General features: G+C 39.4%; 18 protein-coding genes. 6 read left to right on the top strand and 12 right to left on the bottom strand.

All coding sequences use genetic code 11. The annotated features are described in order from the left end of the window. The first annotated feature begins 20 nt into the window (after positions 1 to 20). Positions 21 to 929, top strand: a complete 909-nt coding sequence (locus I6F10_RS13150) for a histone deacetylase family protein (protein ID WP_197098957.1) — start codon at positions 21 to 23, stop codon at positions 927 to 929. A 62-nt stretch (positions 930 to 991) separates the two neighbouring features. Next, on the top strand, positions 992 to 1,495 hold the full coding sequence (locus I6F10_RS13145) for a TlpA family protein disulfide reductase (protein ID WP_197098956.1): 504 nt from the start codon (positions 992 to 994) through the stop codon (positions 1,493 to 1,495). A 1-nt stretch (position 1,496) separates the two neighbouring features. Here the strand turns inward: I6F10_RS13145 and I6F10_RS13140 are convergent, their stop codons facing one another. Both I6F10_RS13140 and I6F10_RS13135 read right to left on the bottom strand, forming a co-directional pair. Next, the gene (locus tag I6F10_RS13140) at positions 1,497 to 2,498 is read right to left on the bottom strand and encodes an AraC family transcriptional regulator (RefSeq protein WP_197098955.1); all 1,002 of its coding nucleotides are present in this window, start codon (positions 2,496 to 2,498) and stop codon (positions 1,497 to 1,499) included. Further along, the gene (locus tag I6F10_RS13135) at positions 2,482 to 3,402 is read right to left on the bottom strand and encodes a GGDEF domain-containing protein (RefSeq protein WP_197098954.1); all 921 of its coding nucleotides are present in this window, start codon (positions 3,400 to 3,402) and stop codon (positions 2,482 to 2,484) included. The genes I6F10_RS13140 and I6F10_RS13135 overlap by 17 nt, the downstream gene beginning before the upstream one ends. A 297-nt stretch (positions 3,403 to 3,699) precedes the next feature. On the opposite strand from I6F10_RS13135, the gene I6F10_RS13130 reads away from it, so the two are divergent. The 4 genes from I6F10_RS13130 to I6F10_RS13115 all read left to right on the top strand — a co-directional run bounded on the left by I6F10_RS13130 (position 3,700) and on the right by I6F10_RS13115 (position 9,857). Further along, positions 3,700 to 6,003: a TonB-dependent receptor plug domain-containing protein gene (locus tag I6F10_RS13130; RefSeq protein WP_197098953.1), complete on the top strand. Its 2,304-nt coding sequence runs from the start codon at positions 3,700 to 3,702 to the stop codon at positions 6,001 to 6,003. 61 nt (positions 6,004 to 6,064) lie between these two features. Continuing rightward, positions 6,065 to 7,039 (top strand): metallophosphoesterase, encoded by a 975-nt coding sequence (locus I6F10_RS13125; RefSeq protein ID WP_197098952.1) that lies wholly within the window; start codon positions 6,065 to 6,067, stop codon positions 7,037 to 7,039. Between the two features lie 11 nt (positions 7,040 to 7,050). Next, positions 7,051 to 9,033, top strand: coding sequence for a phytase (locus I6F10_RS13120; protein WP_197098951.1), 1,983 nt, complete (start codon positions 7,051 to 7,053; stop codon positions 9,031 to 9,033). Between the two features lie 158 nt (positions 9,034 to 9,191). Further along, positions 9,192 to 9,857, top strand: a complete 666-nt coding sequence (locus I6F10_RS13115; RefSeq protein ID WP_197098950.1) for a hypothetical protein — start codon at positions 9,192 to 9,194, stop codon at positions 9,855 to 9,857. 101 nt (positions 9,858 to 9,958) lie between these two features. Here I6F10_RS13115 and cyoE read toward each other — a convergent pair whose 3' ends face one another. From cyoE to nqrE, 10 genes are all read right to left on the bottom strand, one after another. Continuing rightward, the gene (gene cyoE, locus I6F10_RS13110) at positions 9,959 to 10,843 is read right to left on the bottom strand and encodes a heme o synthase (protein WP_002958102.1); all 885 of its coding nucleotides are present in this window, start codon (positions 10,841 to 10,843) and stop codon (positions 9,959 to 9,961) included. Positions 10,844 to 10,852: 9 nt separating this feature from the next. Then, on the bottom strand, positions 10,853 to 11,209 hold the full coding sequence (gene cyoD, locus I6F10_RS13105; RefSeq protein ID WP_024603769.1) for a cytochrome o ubiquinol oxidase subunit IV: 357 nt from the start codon (positions 11,207 to 11,209) through the stop codon (positions 10,853 to 10,855). Beyond that, positions 11,209 to 11,850, bottom strand: a complete 642-nt coding sequence (cyoC, locus tag I6F10_RS13100; protein WP_197098949.1) for a cytochrome o ubiquinol oxidase subunit III — start codon at positions 11,848 to 11,850, stop codon at positions 11,209 to 11,211. The genes cyoD and cyoC overlap by 1 nt, the downstream gene beginning before the upstream one ends. Beyond that, positions 11,847 to 13,835: a cytochrome o ubiquinol oxidase subunit I gene (gene cyoB, locus I6F10_RS13095; RefSeq protein ID WP_149594194.1), complete on the bottom strand. Its 1,989-nt coding sequence runs from the start codon at positions 13,833 to 13,835 to the stop codon at positions 11,847 to 11,849. The genes cyoC and cyoB overlap by 4 nt, the downstream gene beginning before the upstream one ends. 2 nt (positions 13,836 to 13,837) lie before the next feature. Beyond that, the gene (cyoA, locus tag I6F10_RS13090) at positions 13,838 to 14,797 is read right to left on the bottom strand and encodes a ubiquinol oxidase subunit II (RefSeq protein ID WP_197098948.1); all 960 of its coding nucleotides are present in this window, start codon (positions 14,795 to 14,797) and stop codon (positions 13,838 to 13,840) included. Between the two features lie 318 nt (positions 14,798 to 15,115). Next, positions 15,116 to 15,535, bottom strand: coding sequence for a hypothetical protein (locus I6F10_RS13085; RefSeq protein ID WP_002958097.1), 420 nt, complete (start codon positions 15,533 to 15,535; stop codon positions 15,116 to 15,118). 1,587 nt (positions 15,536 to 17,122) lie between these two features. Then, positions 17,123 to 17,335, bottom strand: coding sequence for a (Na+)-NQR maturation NqrM (gene nqrM, locus I6F10_RS13080; protein WP_007376137.1), 213 nt, complete (start codon positions 17,333 to 17,335; stop codon positions 17,123 to 17,125). Positions 17,336 to 17,436: 101 nt separating this feature from the next. After that, positions 17,437 to 18,468 (bottom strand): FAD:protein FMN transferase, encoded by a 1,032-nt coding sequence (locus I6F10_RS13075; RefSeq protein WP_197098947.1) that lies wholly within the window; start codon positions 18,466 to 18,468, stop codon positions 17,437 to 17,439. Positions 18,469 to 18,577: 109 nt separating this feature from the next. Further along, complete coding sequence (gene nqrF, locus I6F10_RS13070; RefSeq protein ID WP_002958895.1) at positions 18,578 to 19,807, bottom strand: NADH:ubiquinone reductase (Na(+)-transporting) subunit F; 1,230 nt, start codon at positions 19,805 to 19,807, stop codon at positions 18,578 to 18,580. Between the two features lie 18 nt (positions 19,808 to 19,825). Continuing rightward, complete coding sequence (nqrE, locus tag I6F10_RS13065) at positions 19,826 to 20,434, bottom strand: NADH:ubiquinone reductase (Na(+)-transporting) subunit E (RefSeq protein ID WP_002958896.1); 609 nt, start codon at positions 20,432 to 20,434, stop codon at positions 19,826 to 19,828. Between the last annotated feature and the right edge of the window lie 4 nt (positions 20,435 to 20,438).

The raw sequence follows: 20,438 nt of genomic DNA, 5'->3' as shown, positions 1-20,438 counted from the left end.
ACTTTATAAAGCTTGTAAATATGCGCTTAAATCCTCATTTGCCTTTGGTATACCATCCTAACTACTCGTTTAGCTTTGATCCTAAGCATCGCTTTGTAATGAGTAAATTTGCACATTTATATCAACATATTGCAGAGCTTGGTTTAATCGGCAGTAACCTAGTTGAGCCAATATTAGGCACGCCAGAGCCGCTTGAGCTTGTGCATTGCGATAATTATATCCAAGATTTATGGCACAACCGCTTAGATGAAAAAGCAATGCGTCGCATTGGTCTACCTTGGTCAAAAGAGCTTATGGCACGTACATTTACAGCCCCTCAAGGAACGCTACAGACAGCCCGCTTAGCACTTGAACACGGTATAGCGTGTCATCTTGCCGGTGGTACACATCACGCACATAATGACTTTGGTTCAGGTTTTTGTATGGTTAACGATTTGGCCTTTACCACGCAAACTTTAATTGAATCGGGTGAGGTAACTAACGTACTTATTTTTGATTTAGACGTGCACCAAGGTGATGGCACAGCCGCAATGTTACAGCATCAACCCTATGCGTATACCTGCTCTATCCATTGCGAAAAAAACTTCCCCTTTAGAAAGTCCGCTAGCGATTTAGACATTGGCCTGGCAAATAATATGAAGGACGACGAATACCTTGCCATAGTTGACGAAACACTAAGTTATTTACTTAAAGAGCTAAACCCAAGTTTAGTACTTTACGATGCTGGCGTTGATATTTGGCAAGGTGATGGCTTGGGTAAGTTAGATATTAGCTGGGATGGCATAGCTAAACGTGACCATTTAGTGCTAAAACGCTGCCTTGAACACAATACACCTGTAGCTACTGTGATAGGCGGAGGTTACGATAGAGATCACCTACGCCTCGCTAAACGCCACGCTATTGTTGTTGAACAAGCTGCTGGCTTTTAGTTTGAAAGAAAAATGTTAAATTATCGTTCTTGTTTAATATGTAAAATAAAAAAGAGCATATTATGAAACAGCTATTTATTACCATCACGCTAATTTTATTAAGCTTTACAGCTTACGCACAAGATACAAGCTCAGAAGCAACATATCCTAAATTGCCTACATTAAATTTACAAATGGCTGATGGGTCGCCGCTCAACACTCAAGATTTATTAGGTCAACCTTACGTTTTACACTTTTGGGCAACGTGGTGTCCGTACTGTAAAAAGCTACAGCCAGCACTTCAAAAAATTGATGATATGGGCTTAAAAGTTATTGCCGTGAGCTTTAAAGAAGATGACGATGCTACTCCCGCTAAAGCGCTTAGCGATAGAGGTTATACTTTTAAAACAGCCGTAAAAGCCGATGCAATAGCACAGCAATTAGGTATACGAGGCACTCCTACTACATTGTTTGTAAATAAAAAAGGCAATGTAATTTGGCTAACTAATACGTCAAACCCAGAAGATCCAAATCTTCATTTATATGCACGAACATTGTTGCACTCCATCGACATGGCAACTGAGTAACTTATTGCGCTTTTAACTGATTAGGTGTTAAGCCTGTCCAGCGCTTAAAGGCGCGCCGAAAGTTAGGTATATCGTAAAAAGCTAAATGCTCAGCGACTTGTTCGTTATGTTTAGCGCACAGAGTAAGTAGGTAAATAGCTTTGTGCTTATTTTGCTCATCTATTAACGCTGAAAAGCGTACCCCATTGAGTTTGAGTCTGCGCTTAAATGTAGCTGAGCTCATAGCAAAGTGCTTTGCGGTACACTCTAAATTAGCACTTGGATGAGAGTATAAGTATCTGCAGACGGCTTCAATAAAAGTCATGCTAACTACGCTTTTATTATGTAGCTGCGACTGCGCTTGCATAAATCGTAATTGACTCGCATGCGGGTTTTTAGCCCTTAACATGGTTTTATTTAATACCCAGCGAGTACATGGCTTATCAAAACTTACCTTTAGCCCTAAATTTTGCTCGTATTCTTGAATATGCCGAGGGCGTTTAAAAGCAAAGTCGAACTGACAATGCGGGTAACTTTCGCTCACTCGTTTAAGTAAACTATAAAATGCAGTGCTGTATATCTCTAGCACATAGTGGTAAAAGCTTTCATCAAGCCCATGTGCTGGCTGAATGTAAATATAAACATTATCGTTTTTAATATACGTTTGGCTAAACAGCAAAGGCGCTAATTGCATTCTTAAAAGTGATAATTGCTTTAATACTTGAGCTAAATTATCGCTATATATCAATGCCTGAGCTTCGGCTCGAGTGTCGTTAATAAGTTGGCTACCGAGTAAAAAACTACTGTCAGTACTTTTCATCAACAACTTAAATTGAGCTAATAAACGCACCTGCTGAGACACACTAAATGTATGCTGAAAATTAAGTAAGTCTTGTTCAAAAATACCGGTACCGCGTAGCAGCTTATGTAAATTTATGTTTCGGCTTTGAGCAAGCTCTACAGCTGACGTAATAAGCCCTTGAGCGCTTAAATATTTGTCGTCTTGGCTAACAAACGTGTGCACGGTGCGCTACTTTTTGTTGATGCTTTTTTTGTTGTAATTGACTATGCAGTTGGCTTGTTAGTTTATCTGTACTGCTATGCTTATTACCTTGTATTAAGGCGGTAGTGACATATTGAAACTTTGCTTTTTTAGATGCTTCAACTTTAAATGCACAATGCTTTAGAGCTCCTTTAATTTGTGCCATTAGCTCTTTAGCTTGCTGCTCTGTAGTAGCTGGCATTAGTACCATAAAGCAATCTCCTGCGTAGCGGCACACTACATCACTTAGTCGGCAATTCATTAACAATAGCTCGCTAATTTCACGCAGTAACCGGTCGCCCTCACTAAAGCCAAACTCACTATTAAAATGCGAAAAATCACGAATATCAATCGCGCCAAGCCAGAGTGGTTGTTTGCTCGTAAGTTGCTCTTTAATTGCAGAATCTAGGTACTGCGCCTTATAAAGACCTGTAACTGAGCACACCTTATCGTGCTCACGTAAATGCGCTTCACGGCGGCGTAGCTGACGATTTAATACGTACTGCTCTTGATGCCAATAATACAAACCCACACTCGTTAACAACATGCCTAAAGGGGCTGGCAGAGATTCAATCCAACTGAGCCATTGATGGGCGGGATGCATTAGCCATTCATCAAGTAAATCTAGGGTTGCCGAGAACATAAATAGCCCAACACCTATCACTAAGTAAGTGGTTACTTTACTCGGTGGTCTTGAAATTAATAACGCGGCAATCCATACAAGGGTCATAAATACAATACCGCCCTCCCCCATAATATCGAGCCACTGAATACTGGCGTAAGTTTTTAATACACCTAAATAACTACTTAAAAACACAGCACTAAAAAACATCGCAATAATAGCGTTTATTAATAATCGGTGGCTGATAAAGGGGTTAAATCGCATGTGCGGTATCTCGTTTATAAATGAGTTTTAAAGTTAGTTCATACAAGTTTGTGTTAGCAGGGTCATATTAGCTCAGCTATATGACAACGAGATGATACCTACTTTAAAAACAGCCCTGCACGGTACATAACACCTGACTTTACGAGGAGTGATAAAAGCTCAATACACTCTACATATTGCTCAAATACCTCTAAATACATGTATTAAACCTAAACCCTGTCACATTTACGTAATCAAATATCTTTAGCTTGCTCGCCATACCAAGAAGCAACCCAGCAATAACCAAGAGCAAATACAATGAAAGACTTTAAAATAAAAGCACTGGTAGCCGCATTAGCCTTATGTAATTTGACGGCTTATGCAGAAGATGATGCAAAAGAAACCACAAAAAAAGATATCGAAGTTTCTGACAAAATTGTTGTATATGGTGAAATTGGCTACAGAAACCGCTCAGACGAACTCGCACCAACCTTGGAGTATTCACAAGAGTACTTTCAACGTTTTGAACCTTTAACCGCAGGCGATGCATTAAAACGAGTACCCAGTGTTACATTTTTATCGGATGTACTTGAATCGGATGGTGCACGTATGCGGGGGTTAAGCCCTGCTTATACAAAGGTGCTTATAAACGGTGAAGAAGTACCTGGCGCTGGTGCCGACCGTTCATTTTTTGTTGACCGAATTCCGGCTGAGTTAATTGAACGCGTTGAAATTATTCGCTCATCAAGTGCTAACCGCTCAGCCGATGCTATTGCAGGCACATTAAATATTGTATTACGCGATGGTTACAGTTTAGATGGCGGTTACTTACGCGCTGGTGGCTTGCTTTATGACGATGGTGAATTTAAAGAAAGCTTAGCTGCTGTGTACGGTACTGAATTTGCGGGTGGACGTTTATTACTTGGTGCAAATTTACAAGGCAGATATAACCCAAAACAAAAAACTAGTTTGCGCTACGGCGATAGCCCTGAAAACAATATAAATTTTCAAACAGAAGAATTTGATAACCGCGAAGACCAATCTGACACTCGCGATGGTGACGATACGTCACTTAACTCCAGCTACGAAATTGTTTTTGACGACGATAGTCAGTTTAATATTAGCGCTATGTGGGTTGATACCGAGCGTACTGAGGATGAACGTTCATTTGAATACAACGACCCAACTGCAGCCAATAACGACATTATAAGTGGCGGTAACTTAGAAACAGATAATGCCAATGTTAAGTATATTGACCAAACTAATTACAACATCAATACCGCTTATGAATTTCCACTACTAAGTGGCACAAGTAAGTTTAAATTTGGTATGGCCAAGTTTGAAGAGTCGGTATATGAGCAAGAAGTCGAATTAGATACGTCTGAGCTACCAATGATATTTGAAGAAGAACAAGCTCGCAGCAACATAGACGATAAAGAATGGACTCTGCAATGGCAGCACAGTCAACCTTGGGGTGACAGTAAAGAAATTCAGTTTGGTGCATTTTTGCAAAATAAAAAACGCGATAGCAATATTTTTGAAGCCGAAGACGAGCTTGAATTAGCACTTACCAGTTGGGATCAATATGCTGCAACACCTTTAACGCTTGCTGCATTTAATAGCGAGTACGAAGCGGTTACTGGTGGTGTAAATACTTTAGAAGAAGATCGCTTTGACTTATTTGCCCTTGTTAAGCACAAAGATGATTTATTTGCTTGGGAGCTAGGCGTTCGCTGGGAGTCTACCGATTCTAAAATTAATGATAAAACAATTGGCGTGACCGAAAATAATAGTTACGACTTTATCCTCCCATCGGCACACTTTCGTTATAACGTTAGCGAAAATGGACGCGTTAGCGCCTCTGTTGCGCGTAGTTTACGACGCCCCGAGTTTGATTTTTTAACACCGGCACTTATCGAAAAAGAACTTGGCGATAACGACCAACTAGGTAACCCTGAATTAAAACCAGAATCTGCTTGGGGTATGGACTTAGGCTACGAGTATCGTTTAGGGAAAAGCGGTGTTGTCGGTATTAATTTATTTTATCGCAAAGTAAATGACCTAATAGAAATAGCAAATACAGGACAAGAAGGCTCTGAGGGCGAAGGTACATTTGTACTGCAACCACGCAACACCGGCGATGGTAATGTTAAAGGAGTTGAGCTTGATTTATCTACTCCACTTGGCGCATTTAGCATGCCTAATACGGGTGTATTTTTAAACTACTCATGGCTTGATAGTGAAGTAACCGATTTTTTTGGAACTCGCAAATTTAACGACCAATCAGACTACGTTTATAACGTTGGGTTTATTCAAGACCTACCCGAACTCAAAGCTGCATTTGGCGTAACTTACCGTAAGCAAGGTGATGCCTATGGACGCATTGTAGGTGAAGAAATAACTACATCTTACAGTGCCGACTTTGAAGTGTTTTTAGAAAAACGTTGGGAAGATGTAACGCTACGCTTGGTGGGTTCAAACCTACTTGATGCAAGTAAAGACGAAACCTTTAATAAATTTGATACCGTTGAAGATCAGTTTAGTAGAAGCTTTGATGAGTACGAAATTGAATCTGAAGAAGCGGGACCGGTTTATCAACTTATGCTGCGTTACGCGTTTTAAATAAGTTTATGAGGTAGTGCTAATCACTTTATTTAGCGCTGCCAAACATGAGAGAACTATAATGATAAAAAAAACATTACTGCTAATAACACTTGGCTTATGCAGTATACAAAGCGTATTGGCAAACGTAACGTACACCGACGCATTATACGAGCAACAAAAAATTGCCAACTTGACGGTGCTGCCTAAGAGCTTAAATTTTACGGTTATTGGTGATTGGGGTCATAACGGGCATTTTTATCAAAAAGGCGTAGCACACCAGTTAGAAATAGCGATGTTTCAAACGGATGGTGATTTTACTATTTCAACTGGCGATAACTTTTATCCCAATGGCGTGGCAAGTGTTAATGACCCGCTTTGGCAAAGTGCCTATGAAGATATTTACCATGGTCCACATACATTCGAGCCTTGGTATGTAGTACTGGGTAATCATGATTATTTAGGTAATGCGCAAGCACAACTTGATTACAGTAAAAAAAGTCAGCGCTGGAATTTACCTGCACGCTATTACAGCAAAACCTTTACTTTAAAAGGTGGCGAGCAGATATTAATGGTGTTTTTAGACACTAATACTTTAAACCCTGAATACAAAACACGCGAAAAATACAAAGCAACTCAAGGGCAAAACAGCCAAGCGCAATTAACATGGTTAAATAGCCAACTCTCAAATAGCCAAGCTCGATGGAAGATAGTGGTTGGTCATCACCCACTTTATAGCAGTGGAAAACGTTATGGACTTACTGAAGGTTTACGTAATTTACTCGAGCCCATATTTGAGCAAAATGGTGTGCAAGCATACATAGCAGGACACGAACATGACCTGCAACATAACCAAATAGATGGCAGTAAACTCGACCACTTTGTATCTGGTGGTGGTAGCGAAGCGCGTTACGTAAAACAACGTGAATTTACGCGTTTTGCAGAAGCTACTCCAGGATTTTTGAGCTTTTCGATTAACAATGAAGCACTAAAAGCAACGGCTATTAACTATAAAGGCGAAGTGCGTTACAGCACTCAAAAGCGCTTTGACCAATAAAAGGTTACAACATGAAATTTAAATTAAAAACATCTCTTAGCTTAATTGTAAGTAGCTTAGTGCTTAGCACATTAAGTGCATGTAGCAATAGTAACGTGGCTACAAATACGGCAGTAAAAAACACACCTGATAAAGTAGTCATTAATAGTACTAAATTTGGTCCAACAGATAACATGCAAGGCTCACAAGCGGCATGGTTAAATAATAACAATTGGTTGCTAGCAAGCGAAAGCAAAGGCTTAGTGTTAGTTGAAAGTGAAACGCAACAAAGCCGCATTATAAAAAAAGGTAACTTTGAAGCGCTTGCTGTCACTAAGCTAACAGCACACTCATTTTTGGTTGCAACTATTGATAACAATCAAGATAACGTTGTTATATTTAAGCTTGAGCACACTCAAAGTGGCTGGAATACAATTGAACTAACCCGCATTAACCCACCACAAGCACAACCCGATACGGTGTGTTTATTTGCTAATAAAGCGAGTGAATCAATATCGGTATTTGTACCTGATGTACGCGGGCTAATTACCGAAACTATTATTTTTGATACAGCGAATAATAAAGCGGTTAACGTAAATGTACGTGAATTTTCTGGCGTTAGTGAGGCGTCGGGTTGTGCTGTAAGTACAACAACAAATACCTTATATGTAAGTGAAAGCGAAGTAGGCATTTGGGCAATAAACGCGAATGCGGAATCGCAAGCAGATAAAAAACCGATTGCTTTAGTCGCCCCCTTTGGAAAGTTACACAGTGAACTAGGAGCTATTTCAGCTTCGCAAGATGGTATTATCTGGTTTACTAGTACCAAAAACAATACTGTGTATGCTTATGATCCAATTAGTAAAATGCTTAATAACTGGATGTTAAATGGTGACTTGAGCTTGGAATCGGTAGCGGTAAATTACACAAGTAACAACGCGGCAACGGCAGTGCTGTATAACGACGAAACAGGCGCTTATATTAAAAGTACATTACCTGTAACACCTATCAAAAAACCATTAAAAACCAACACTCAATCAATCACTCAAATAAAGGCAAGTGCACAAACGGCCCCCGTTCAAGCATTTGGTGATGCAGCAGACGATCCGGCAATTTGGGTTAACCCTAAAGATGCAGCAAACAGCTTAATTTTAGGCACCGATAAACGCCGTGGACTAATGGTATACAGCCTAAATGGCAAGCTTGAACAGTCACTTGAAGTTGGTCGTTTAAATAACGTAGACCTGCGACAAAATAGCACGATTAAAAACAGTACCAATACATTAATAACTGCTAGTAACCGAACGCTTAACGGTATTAGTCTATTTACAGTACAAGCTAATAATAGTGTGAAGTACATTGCTGATATTCCTACCAATCTTGATGAAATTTATGGCTTATGTATGTACTCGTCAAATACGGGGAACTATGTATTTGTAAATGATAAATCGGGGCTGTATCAGCAATATAAAATCAGTGAGGATAACGAAAAAATAACAGGCAAACTTGTTCGCGAGTTTAACCTACCAAGCCAACCAGAAGGCTGTAGTGCAGATGATGAACTGGGACAATTATTTGTAGGCGAAGAAGATGCCGGTATTTGGTTTATAGGTGCAGAGCCAACGGCAGGCAGTACACCGGTTATGCTGCAAGGTATAAATGAGCAACTTGTTGATGATGTTGAAGGTATGGAAATTTACCACAGCGACAAAACACGTTATTTAGTTGTTTCCAGCCAAGGTGATAACAGCTACGTACTGTATAAAATAAATAATGATACTGCGGGCATTAAAACACCTAGCTTAGAGTTTACGGGTAAGTTTAATGTAATAAGTGATTTGGTTAATGGTATTGATGGCTCATCAGAAACCGACGGGTTAACAGTAACATCTAAGTCCCTACCGGGTTATCCTGAAGGTATTTTAGTTGTACAAGATGGTTATAATCGTATGCCACAGCAACCTCAAAACTTTAAAATAATAGATTGGCGAGAAGTAAAAAAAGCAATTAAATAGTGCTTATTTTAATGTCGCTTTAAGATTACCTGAAATTGTATAAAAGGCTCATTTGAGCCTTTTATACAATGCTTGGCATTTAAGTATTAAGTGTAATTAACTCAATGTAATATATATTTTATACTACAATTTAAGCTCATAAATTAATTGAGATTATAATGCGCCTACTACTTACTTTATTACTAGTTACTTTAAGTGGCTTTGCCGCAGCTGAAGAAGAAAAAGTAGAACTTCCACCGGTAGACCCCGCTTACAATGCTGAGCATCCTATGGCTTTGGTTAATCAAGGCTCATCTATAATTGCGATTAACTTACCTAGTTATAATTCTCCAGATGATGTGCAAGTTGTTTATAAAATAGGAAACCCCGATGTCGCACTCTTAAACTTTGTTAGAAATGCTGAACTAATCACGGTTAAGCCACAAGCGTTTAATATTCAACATTTAATGCGTGGTGAAGAAATTACGATTATTGCCGACATTTACGAGGGTGATTATCAACAAGGTGGTAGTTTAATTTACTCAAAAAAAGAGCTTGAACTGAGTAAGCAACTGTATGCCAGAGATCTAAAAGATTTAAGTGAATCATCGCAATGGCAAGACTACGACATGATTAATCTGGGCGGGAGTGAGCGTATTTATATTCATAAAATTCAACAAGCGCCGAGCTATAACCATCTTATTTTTGTTGATTTAGTTAATGCATGTATGCAAAAGCTTCGTACCTCAAAACGTGTCCCAGCTGAAAATGAGCTTACCTATAAATTTATTAACTGCGGCACCCTTAAACCACTTTATTACAATGCTGATGATTTTAGAAAGTAAAAGGGCGAGAGTACTGATGTTCAATTATTTTAATATTTAGGCATAAAAAAAGGCCCTTTCGAGCCTTTGGATTAACTTTGGAATAGTTAAAAATTTTTAAATTAGGTAAGCGTTAATAGCTGTGGAGCAACACTATGATAATCAACAGCCATAGCAATACTTAACGCTGTAATATTAATAATTGAAAATGCGAACACTTTACGTGCCCAGCTACTCATATCAATATTACGACGATAACCACGTAGCGCCATTAGCAACCACCAAAAGCTGGTAATACAAGCAACAGCCATAAAAGCAGCACCTGTGTAGCCAGTAATTGGCAGTAACATCACAACTAGGGCATATACAGCAATGTAAAGTACGATATGGCGTTTTGCTTTGTCGATACCTTGCGCTACTGGTAATACAGGAATACCTGCAGCTTGATAATCTTTAAAGCGAAAAATAGCAATAGCGTAAGAGTGCGGCATTTGCCACAAGCTAAACATGACTAGCAGTATTAATGCGCCCATATCGAACTGCCCTGTTACGGCGCAGTAACCTACTACTGGCGGTACAGCGCCAGAAAGGCTGCCTACAAAAGTGCCATATACTGAGTTGCGTTTCATGTAGAGGCTATAAACCCCTACATAAATTACGTAGCCAAAGGCTGCAAAAAATACCGCGGCTTGAGTGGTGTAGGCGATAAGTAAACCAAAGCCCACAACACCCAATAAAATACCGTGACTAAGTGCAGCAAAGGCCGACATTTCGCCCGTTACTGTAACCCGCGTACGAGTACGCGCCATGGCCACATCTATGTCTCTATCTATAACATTATTGATAGCGCAACCTGATGCAACCACTAGCGACAAACCAATTAATGTGGCAATCATTAACCATGGGTCTATATCACCGCGCGAAGCAAGTAAAAACCCGCCCGCTACGCTGATCAAATTGCCCATAATAATACCCGGCTTTGTCACTGATAAATAACGACGAAACATCTTCAACTCCTAGTACATCATCATTGCGTTAGATTCATAAATGATCCAAACAGATAACCCAACAACCATTACGATGATCAGAGCACTGAATAGGAATGTGAAAGTACTTGCACGGCCATCTTCGGTGGTAAAATTAAGGTGTAAAAAGTATTTTAAATGCACCCAAATTTGTACGATTGCTAAAGTAACAATGCTCCAAAGCGTTGTTGCTTTTGAAAAGTCACCTTCCATTACCATGTAAAACGGTATAGCAGTTAAAATTACCGATAGCACAAAGCCAATTAAGTAAGTTTTAACACTGCCATGAGATTCATCATGATGATCACTTTGCGTTTGCTTTAACGCATGCGTTTCGCTGTGGCTCATTACATTGCTCCCATTAAATAAACAACGGTAAATACACAAATCCAAACAATGTCTAAGAAGTGCCAAAATAGGCTTAAGCAGCTTAAACGCGTTACGGTTGCTTTACCTAAGCCGCGTTTAGCAACTTCAATCATCATTATGGTCATCCAAATTAGACCCGCTGTTACATGTAAACCATGTAAGCCAACTAATGAGAAAAACGATGTTAAAAAGGCACTTTGTTGTGGACCATTGCCATGCTCAATTAGGTGATGAAATTCGTATACTTCCATACTAATAAACACAGCACCTAAACAAAACGTAACAAATAACCAAGTCAGTGTTAGTGCCTTTTTTTGCCCTTGAGCGGCAATCATGGCAAAACCAAAAGTAATACTACTAATCAGTAGTGCTGCAGTTTCTACTGCTACAAAGTCGAGTTCAAAAATATCTTTACCCGATACACCACCGGCTGTGTTCATAAATAACACAGCGTAAGTGGCAAAAAACGAGGCAAACAGTAGGCAATCGGTCATTAGGTATAACCAAAAACCAAATATCGTGTCACCCGAAGTATCGTGGTGATCATGCGCGTGGGCATGATCATCGTGTGATACAGAGTCTAAATTTGCTGATTCTAAATTTGCAGAAAGTGTACTCACGCTTTTAGCTCCTTAATGCCACTTGAATTATATGCAGCTTCAGTGCGTGCAATTTCATCAGGTTGTATATAGTAATCTACATCGCTGGTGTAACAACGTTTGATAAATATGGCAATTCCGCCTACTAGCCCAACAACAGCTAACCACCAAATATGCCAAATCATTGCAAAACAAAATACTGTTAAGCTTGCTGCCATTAACACGCCAGCTGATGTGTTTTTAGGCATATGAATAGGGCTGTAGTTTGCCTTATCTTGATATGCTTGACCTTTTTCTTTCATGTCGGTCCATGCATCAATATCATCAATATGTGGAATTGTTGCAAAGTTATAAATTTGCGGAGGTGAACTTGTAGCCCACTCAAGTGTGTGGCCGTTCCACGGATCGCCTGTTGTATCGTCAAGCGCTTCACGGTCTCTAAAGCTCACATATAATTGAATTACTTGGCTGATAATACCAAACATAATAATCACAGCACCGCCTGCGGCAATGTATAACCATATGTTCCAATCTGGGTTGTTAGTGTGGTTTAAGCGACGTGTCATACCTAAGAAACCAAGTACGTACAGCGGCATAAATGCTACGAAGAAACCAATAATCCAACACCAAAATGATGCTTTGCCCCATTTTTCATTAAGTTTAAAGCCCATTGCTTTAGGGAACCAAAATACAAAACCGGCCAGGTAACCAAACACAGCACCACCAATAATTGTGTTATGAAAATGTGCAATTAAGAATAAGCTGTTATGCAGTACATAATCGGCGCCAGGAATAGCAAGTAATACACCGGTCATACCGCCTACGGTAAAGGTAACCATAAAGCCAAGTGTCCAAAGTACCGGTACGCTAATACGTAAACGACCTCGGTAAATGGTAAATAACCAGTTAAATAACTTAACCCCAGTTGGTACGGCAATAACCATGGTCATTACCCCAAAAAACGCATTAACGTTAGCACTCGAGCCCATCGTAAAGAAGTGATGTAGCCAAACAATAAAGCCTAAAATTGAGATTGCACCGCTGGCGTAAACCATCGACTTGTAACCAAATAAACGTTTACCGGCAAAGGTCGAAATAATTTCAGAAAAAATACCAAACGCTGGTAATACTAATATGTATACCTCAGGATGACCCCATGCCCAAAACAGGTTGATGTACATCATGGCGTTACCGCCCAATTCATTGGTAAAGAAGTGGAAGTCGAGATAACGGTCAAGCGTTAGCATTGCAAGTACAGCAGTTAAAATTGGGAATGATGCTGCAATTAATATGTTTGCCCATGTACATGCCCATGTGAAAATTGGCATTTTCATTAGGGTCATACCTGGTGCACGCATTTTAAACACGGTTGCTAAAAAGTTTACGGCTGTTAGAAGTGTACCGAGCCCGGATATTTGCAAGGCCCAAATATAATAATCAACCCCCACCCCAGGGCTAAAGGTCAGCTCCGAAAGCGGCGGATATGCCACCCAACCTGTTTTTGCAAACTCACCAAACACAAGTGATAAGTTAATTAAAATTGCACCACTGGCTGTAAACCAAAAACTTAAATTATTTAAAAATGGGAAAGCAACATCGCGAGCACCAATTTGAAGTGGTAATACAATGTTCATTAGACCAATCATAAATGGCATTGCCATAAATATGATCATGATTACGCCGTGGGCAGTAAATATTTGGTCGTAGTGTTCTGGTGGTAAATAACCTGGCGCACCACTGGTAGCAAGTGCCAACTGCGCACGCATCATTATTGCATCTGAAAAACCACGAAACAGCATTATTAGTGCTAAAAGAATATACATTACGCCTAAGCGTTTGTGATCAACAGACGTGATCCAGTCGCGCCAAAGCACGCCCCATTTTTTATACTTTGTAATAAGCCCGGCAATAATAAGCCCAGCTATCGCAATAACCGACATCGTGAACACAAGAATTGGCTCATGAAACGGAATTGCGTCGAGTGAAAGATTACCTAATAACGACATTATTATTCCTCGCCTTGGCTGTGAGATGAAGGCATTGAGTGCTCACTCATTTCATGATGCTTTTTACTCATTTGCCCATGTTCGCCCATTGCATGGTGTTTTTTGTTCATATCGCCATGCGCCTGCATATACTTCATAACAATGGTATGAAATAAGCCGTCATCAACTTTTCCGTAATAGGCTACAGGGTTATTTTCACTTGCTTTTGCAAGCTCAACATAATTTGCATGAGTCAGGTTGTTAGCGCTTGAATTCGCTTTCACATCACTCACCCACTTATCAAAACCAGCTTGGGTAGGTGTAGCAATGGCATTAAATTTCATGCCAGTAAAACCTGCGCCGCTGTAATTTGCAGAAAAGCCTTTAAACGTACCTGGCTCATTTGCAATTAAGTGAAGCTTGGTTTCCATCCCAGCCATTGAGTATATTTGACTACCCAATTGCGGAATAAAAAAGGAGTTCATTGTGCTCTCTGAAGTGATTTTATATTCAACAGGTACATTTGCTGGGAACACTAATTCATTAACCGTAGCAATACCTTGCTCAGGATATATAAACAGCCACTTCCAGTTTAATGAAACCACTTCAACAGTAAGATGCTTACCTTTACCTTCAATGGGTTTATAGGGGTCTAAGTCTTGGGTAGACTGCCAGGTAATAACACCTAAAATGATTACAATAACAATAGGAACAGCCCAAACAACGGCTTCAATTTTATTTGAATGAGCCCATTTTGGAGCATAAATTTCTTGGTTTTGAGTGTCTCTATATTTCCAAGCGAAATACAAAGTCATCACAATAACGGGAACGACTACAAGCAACATAAGCACGGTTGCGATGATGATTAAATTTTTCTCATCAATGCCTATCTGCCCTTTTGGATCGAGTATCCCGCCTTTACAGCCTGACAACGCCAGCACTGTACTAGCTAAAGCAATATTACAAAGGTTACGAATTAACAAGGGAGTATCCTACAAACCTAGAGTTTCAATTTGCTGCTTAAAATAAAAACCAAAGCAACGATTTTTCAATAAAAACCCAAGTTAACTAGAATTAAATTATAAAAATAAGGGGGCTATTCAAAACCTAAAGCTCATGCCATTAATGACCTAGCAACAAACCCAGCTTTCTAAACGCATTTATATAACGTAATAAAAGTTAACTTGGGTGAGTGGTGGTTGACTGAAATGTGTTTAAAAAACACGGAGCTACTTTGTTGTAGCTAACCTTAATTATTTACAGCAAGAACAAATAATTAAAACCAGCAACAAGATGCAGCGTTACAGGCAACCTGTAAAGCTAGGTGGAGCACGACAACCGTGTGAAGAGATCACAGGCTGAAGAACTTTAGCCTCGCTAAAAGCAAAGGCTGCTTTACGGAGGATTATGCCAGCACGACGCGCTGGACAAATATGGAACAATAACCAACAAAGGCCAATAAGTAACTGACTTGATATGATCGGATGAGCTAAAAATTGCGCAAGATTAAGTAACAGTGGCTCTACAATAAACCCATCACTTAATAGCGCTTCAAGCTTGAAGGCATCCTCTAATGCACCGCTTAGCAACATTACAGTATTAAACACTAATAAAGTTATAGCTACACACACGCCCTTGCCTGCTTTATTCAAGCGCTCACACGTCTGCGGCTCGCCAGAGGCAAGTTCCGTAGCTGTATGATGCAAAGAAAGTGTGTTCAAAGACATTAACCTACTAAAATGACTATAACAAAATTAGAGTAATACAGTTCGCAATGGAAAAATTTAAAAAACATTGCTGTTGTAAGCCCTAAAACCAGGTGCTAAATACAATCAAATCCAGCTAGCACATATTTATCTAGCGAAAATTGATCCGTATCAACCAAACTTTCAAAACTTACTGAAAGTTCGAACTTGAGTATAACAAAGAGAATTTTCTGTTCAACTAAAAATCAATTAATTTGAGTTAAGCTTTCGAAGCTATTTTGTTAATAAAAAATAACACGATAAAAAACATTCGGTTAGTTCAAATAAAAAACGATTTAAAGAGAAATATTTAATAGGATTATAGGTTTTTAGGAGGGAGTAATAATTGTATGGCACAAATAAAAACAGCCCAAATTCAGTCACCACCGAACTTGAGCCGCCTTTCACACTGACAACATCTTCACACACAATATAAAGATTTTTGGTTTACACTGCATGGCAATTGTAGGGAATAAAAACAACTCAAACTCGTTCTTTATGGAAGTGAATCCACCGAATTTGAGTTGCCTTTCACACTGACAACATCTTCACACACAATATAAAGATTCTTGGTTTACACTACGTGGCAATTGTAGGGAATAAAAACAACTCAAACTCGTTCTTTATGGAAGTGAATCCACCGAACTTGAGTTGCCTTTCACACTGACAACATCTTCACACACAATATAAAGATTCTTGGTTTACACTACGTGGCAATTGTAGGGAATAAAAACAACTCAAGCTCGTTCTTTATGGAAATGAATCCACCGAACTTGAGTTGCCTTTCACACTGACAACATCTTCACACACAATATAAAGATTTTTGGTTTACACTACGTGGCAATTGTAGGGAATAAAAACAACTCAAACTCGTTCTTTATGGAAGTGAATCCACCGAACTTGAGTTGCCTTTCACACTGACAACATCTTCACACACAATATAAAGATTTTTGGTTTACACTACGTGGCAATTGTAGGGAATAAAAACAACTCAAACTCGTTCTTTATGGAAGTGAATCCACCGAACTTGAGTTGCCTTTCACACTGACAACATCTTCACACACAATATAAAGATTATTGGCTTACACTGCGTGGCAATTGTAGGGAATAAAAACAACTCAAACTCAGTCACCACTGAACTTGAGTTGCCTTTCACACTGACAACATCTTCACACACAATATAAAGATTTTTGGTTTACACTGCGTGGCAATTGTAGGGAATAAAAACAACTCAAACTCGTTCTTTATGGAAGTGAATCCACCGAACTTGAGTTGCCTTTCACACTGACAACATCTTCACACACAATATAAAGATTCTTTTAAGCGAGGCTAACTTATGCCTCAAGCTTATGACGAGAGCCTTGCTCTTTGTCTATGGTTAAACTTTAGAGTGTTAGCTCCAATTTGACAAACGAGAAAAATAAACCTAATAGGTGAAAAAAACTAAACTATATACCTTTGTCTAATACATTTAGATTGGATTGCTTTGGAAGCTATGATGCGAAGGCGTTTTACAGGCACAAAAAAAGCGCTATAAAGCGCTTTTTAATATTTAAGACAGGCTTAAATAATTTGGTTTTCTTTCCAGGCTTGCTCTTTTGCTAAACGGTTTTTGCGTTTATCACATGGATCATCGCAATCACAGGCTTTATCAATACCAACCGAACCTAAACCACCACAGCTGCTTGCCATAGATTTTTTTTGCACGATCATACCAACGGCCATAGCCGAAACTATCAAAATTAGTAAGCCAAAAGTAAGAAGAAAAAGTGACATTGCTTAGCCCCTATTGATCAGCAATAAATTAAACTCAAATATTTTTGAGCGACTGCTATTATATACCCAAATAACACGGAAATAAACAAGTCAGCACCATACTATAAATAAGACTTAAATGCTGGGCTTGAGTAGGTAATTAAACCCTCTTTTGATTTACCTATTAAATAAACCGGTAAATCATGTTGCTCAGCATAAGCTTGCGCTTTTTGCATCCCCATTACAGTAAGTGCCGTCGCTAAACCATCTGCCGTCATAGCGCTTGGATGAAGCACAGTTACCGACACTAAGTCGTGCTTAATAGGCATACCTGTTGCTGGATCAATTAAGTGGGTATAGATCTCGCCATCCATTTTATAAAAAATACGGTAATCACCCGATGTCGCTATACCACTTGTACCTGGCGATAAAACACGGTGTACCTTACGCTCTCCAGGTTGCGCATCTGGTTGCTCAATCGCGATTTTCCAATCCTGATTATTTGGCTTTTCACCTGCTATACGCAGCTCACCACCAATCTCAACCATGTAATTAGTAATGTCGTGGCTTTCTAATAACTGGGCAACTTTATCAATACCATAGCCCTTAGCTGTTGCCGAAAAAGAAAGCTCCAGTCCATTAACTATTTTAGCCAGTCCTTGCTCATTTAAGATAAGTTTATCAATGCCTATTTTTTCAACCATACTTGCAAGCTCTTCATCACTTGGGCGATTAGTTGGTTTTTTATCAGGCCCAAAGCCCCATAAATCAATTAAAGGCCCCATTGTTACGTCGAGTGTTTTAGTTGATTCACCCAAGCGAATAGACTCGCTTATAACAGCCCTAAAATCTTCGCTAATTGGCATGACTTGATTTGCAGGTAATCTGTTAAATGTATTTATTTCAGAGTCTTCTATGTAAGTAGACATAGATTGGTTCACATCTTTTAAAACAGCGTCTATTTGCAGCTGTAGTTGTGAAGCCGATAGCTGGGCTTGCTCATCATAATATTTAATATGATAAGTGGTACCCATAGTCTTACCTTCTAAAAAGGTTTCTTTTAACTCTGGCTTTTCACCACACCCAGACAATAATAAAGTCAGTGTAATTAGTAAAAAGGCCATTATGCCCTGTGAAGTACTTACTCGATTCATAACAGCTCTACTTAATAGATTGATAAAATTAAAGAATAAAAAAAGCCTCGTAACACAAGTGTTACAAGGCTGGTATTTTAACCAAAACTAAACTGTTTTGGTATTAGTGTTAGCCACCGAAGTCATCTAGTAAGATATTTTCGTCTTCAACACCTAAATCTTTAAGCATAGTAATAACTGCCGCATTCATCATTGGAGGACCACACATGTAGTACTCACAATCTTCAGGCGCTTCGTGATCTTTAAGATAGTTCTCAAATAACACGTTATGGATAAAGCCAGTATAGCCTTCCCAGTTATCTTCAGGCTGTGGATCTGAAAGTGCTGTATGCCATACGAAGTTAGGATTTTCAGCGGCTAGGCCGTCAAAATCTTCTACGTAGAACATTTCACGCTCAGAACGTGCACCATACCAAAAGCTCATCTTACGTTTAGAGTTCAAACGTTTAAGTTGGTCAAAGATATGAGAACGCATTGGCGCCATACCAGCACCACCACCAACAAATACCATTTCTGCGTCAGTGTCTTTAGCAAAGAACTCACCAAATGGACCCGAAATAGTTACCTTGTCGCCTTCTTTAAGTGACCAAATGTACGAAGACATTTTACCACATGGCAAGCTAAGGTTTCTTGGAGGTGGAGCAGCAATACGCACGTTAAGCATAATGATGCCTTCTTCTTCTGGGTAGTTAGCCATTGAGTAAGCACGAATTGTTTCTTCGTCTACTTTTGACTCCAGATCGAAGAAACCAAAATGGTTCCAGTCGCCACGATACTCTTCAGGAACATCGAAATCTGCATATTTAACATGGTGAGGTGGAGCTTCGATTTGGATGTAACCACCCGCACGAAACGGCACTGACTCGCCATCTGGAATTTGCAGCTTAAGTTCTTTGATGAACGTTGCTTTGTTATCATTAGAGATAACTTCACAATCCCACTTCTTAACACCGAAAATTGACTCTTCAAGTTCAATTTCCATGTCATTTTTAACATTTACCTGACACGCTAAACGACAGCCTTCACGGGCTTCACCTTTAGATATGTGATCAAGCTCAGTTGGCAGAATATCACCACCACCTTCTTTAATGTGTACACGACACTGACCACAAGAGCCACCGCCACCACAAGCAGATGATACAAATATACCTGACTCAGATAGTGCGCCTAAAAGCTTACTACCTGCTGATGTTTTAATGGCTTTATCTGGGTCGCCATTAATGCCGATGATAATATCGCCACTTGCAACTAACTGAGATTTAGCACCAATGATGACTAAAACCAGTAGTACAACGATAGCGATAAAAACACCAACGCCTAAGAAAATCTGATAATCCATGATTTATCCTCGCTACCTTTACAGTGAAATACCAGAGAATGACATAAAGCCAAGTCCCATTAAACCAACAGTGATGAAGGTAATACCTAAACCACGTAAGCCGTCAGGTACGTCTGAGTATTTCAGTTTCTCACGGATACCTGCAAGTAATGTAATTGCAAGTGCCCAACCAACACCAGCGCCAATACCATAAACAACAGACTCGCCGAAGTTATAGTTACGCTCAACCATGAATGATACCGCACCAAATATTGCACAGTTAACTGTGATAAGTGGTAAGAAGATACCTAACGCGTTGTATAGTGCAGGGAAAAACTTATCTAATGCCATTTCAAGAATTTGCACAAGTGCTGCAATAACACCAATGAAAGTTAAGAAACGTAAAAAGCTAAGATCTGCATCTGGGTAACCTAACCAAGTTAGTGAACCAGGTGCAAGTACCGCATGATAAACCAAGTTGTTTACAGGTACAGAAATACCCAATACAACTATAACCGCTATGCCTAGGCCAATTGATGTAGTTACTTTTTTAGATACCGCTAAAAAAGTACACATGCCTAAGAAGAATGACAACGCTAGGTTCTCAATAAAAACGGCTTTTACAAATAAACTAATATAATGTTCCACTATT

The organism is Pseudoalteromonas sp. SWYJZ98 (assembly GCF_015864495.1).
GTDB lineage: Bacteria > Pseudomonadota > Gammaproteobacteria > Enterobacterales > Alteromonadaceae > Pseudoalteromonas > Pseudoalteromonas distincta.
Note: the sequence above shows the minus strand (reverse complement) of the source record. Positions and strands in the feature narration are given on the sequence as shown.

Bases quoted from the DNA above. Each gene is read 5' to 3' on its own strand.
- I6F10_RS13150 (WP_197098957.1), top strand. From the start codon at position 21: ATGCGCTTAAATCCTCATTTGCCTTTGGTATACCATCCTAACTACTCG.
- I6F10_RS13145 (WP_197098956.1), top strand. From the start codon at position 992: ATGAAACAGCTATTTATTACCATCACGCTAATTTTATTAAGCTTTACA.
- I6F10_RS13135 (WP_197098954.1), bottom strand. From the start codon at position 3,402: ATGCGATTTAACCCCTTTATCAGCCACCGATTATTAATAAACGCTATT.
- I6F10_RS13130 (WP_197098953.1), top strand. From the start codon at position 3,700: ATGAAAGACTTTAAAATAAAAGCACTGGTAGCCGCATTAGCCTTATGT.
- I6F10_RS13125 (WP_197098952.1), top strand. From the start codon at position 6,065: ATGATAAAAAAAACATTACTGCTAATAACACTTGGCTTATGCAGTATA.
- I6F10_RS13120 (WP_197098951.1), top strand. From the start codon at position 7,051: ATGAAATTTAAATTAAAAACATCTCTTAGCTTAATTGTAAGTAGCTTA.
- I6F10_RS13115 (WP_197098950.1), top strand. From the start codon at position 9,192: ATGCGCCTACTACTTACTTTATTACTAGTTACTTTAAGTGGCTTTGCC.
- cyoE (WP_002958102.1), bottom strand. From the start codon at position 10,843: ATGTTTCGTCGTTATTTATCAGTGACAAAGCCGGGTATTATTATGGGC.
- cyoD (WP_024603769.1), bottom strand. From the start codon at position 11,209: ATGAGCCACAGCGAAACGCATGCGTTAAAGCAAACGCAAAGTGATCAT.
- cyoB (WP_149594194.1), bottom strand. From the start codon at position 13,835: ATGTCGTTATTAGGTAATCTTTCACTCGACGCAATTCCGTTTCATGAG.
- nqrM (WP_007376137.1), bottom strand. From the start codon at position 17,335: ATGTCACTTTTTCTTCTTACTTTTGGCTTACTAATTTTGATAGTTTCG.
- I6F10_RS13075 (WP_197098947.1), bottom strand. From the start codon at position 18,468: ATGAATCGAGTAAGTACTTCACAGGGCATAATGGCCTTTTTACTAATT.
- nqrF (WP_002958895.1), bottom strand. From the start codon at position 19,807: ATGGATTATCAGATTTTCTTAGGCGTTGGTGTTTTTATCGCTATCGTT.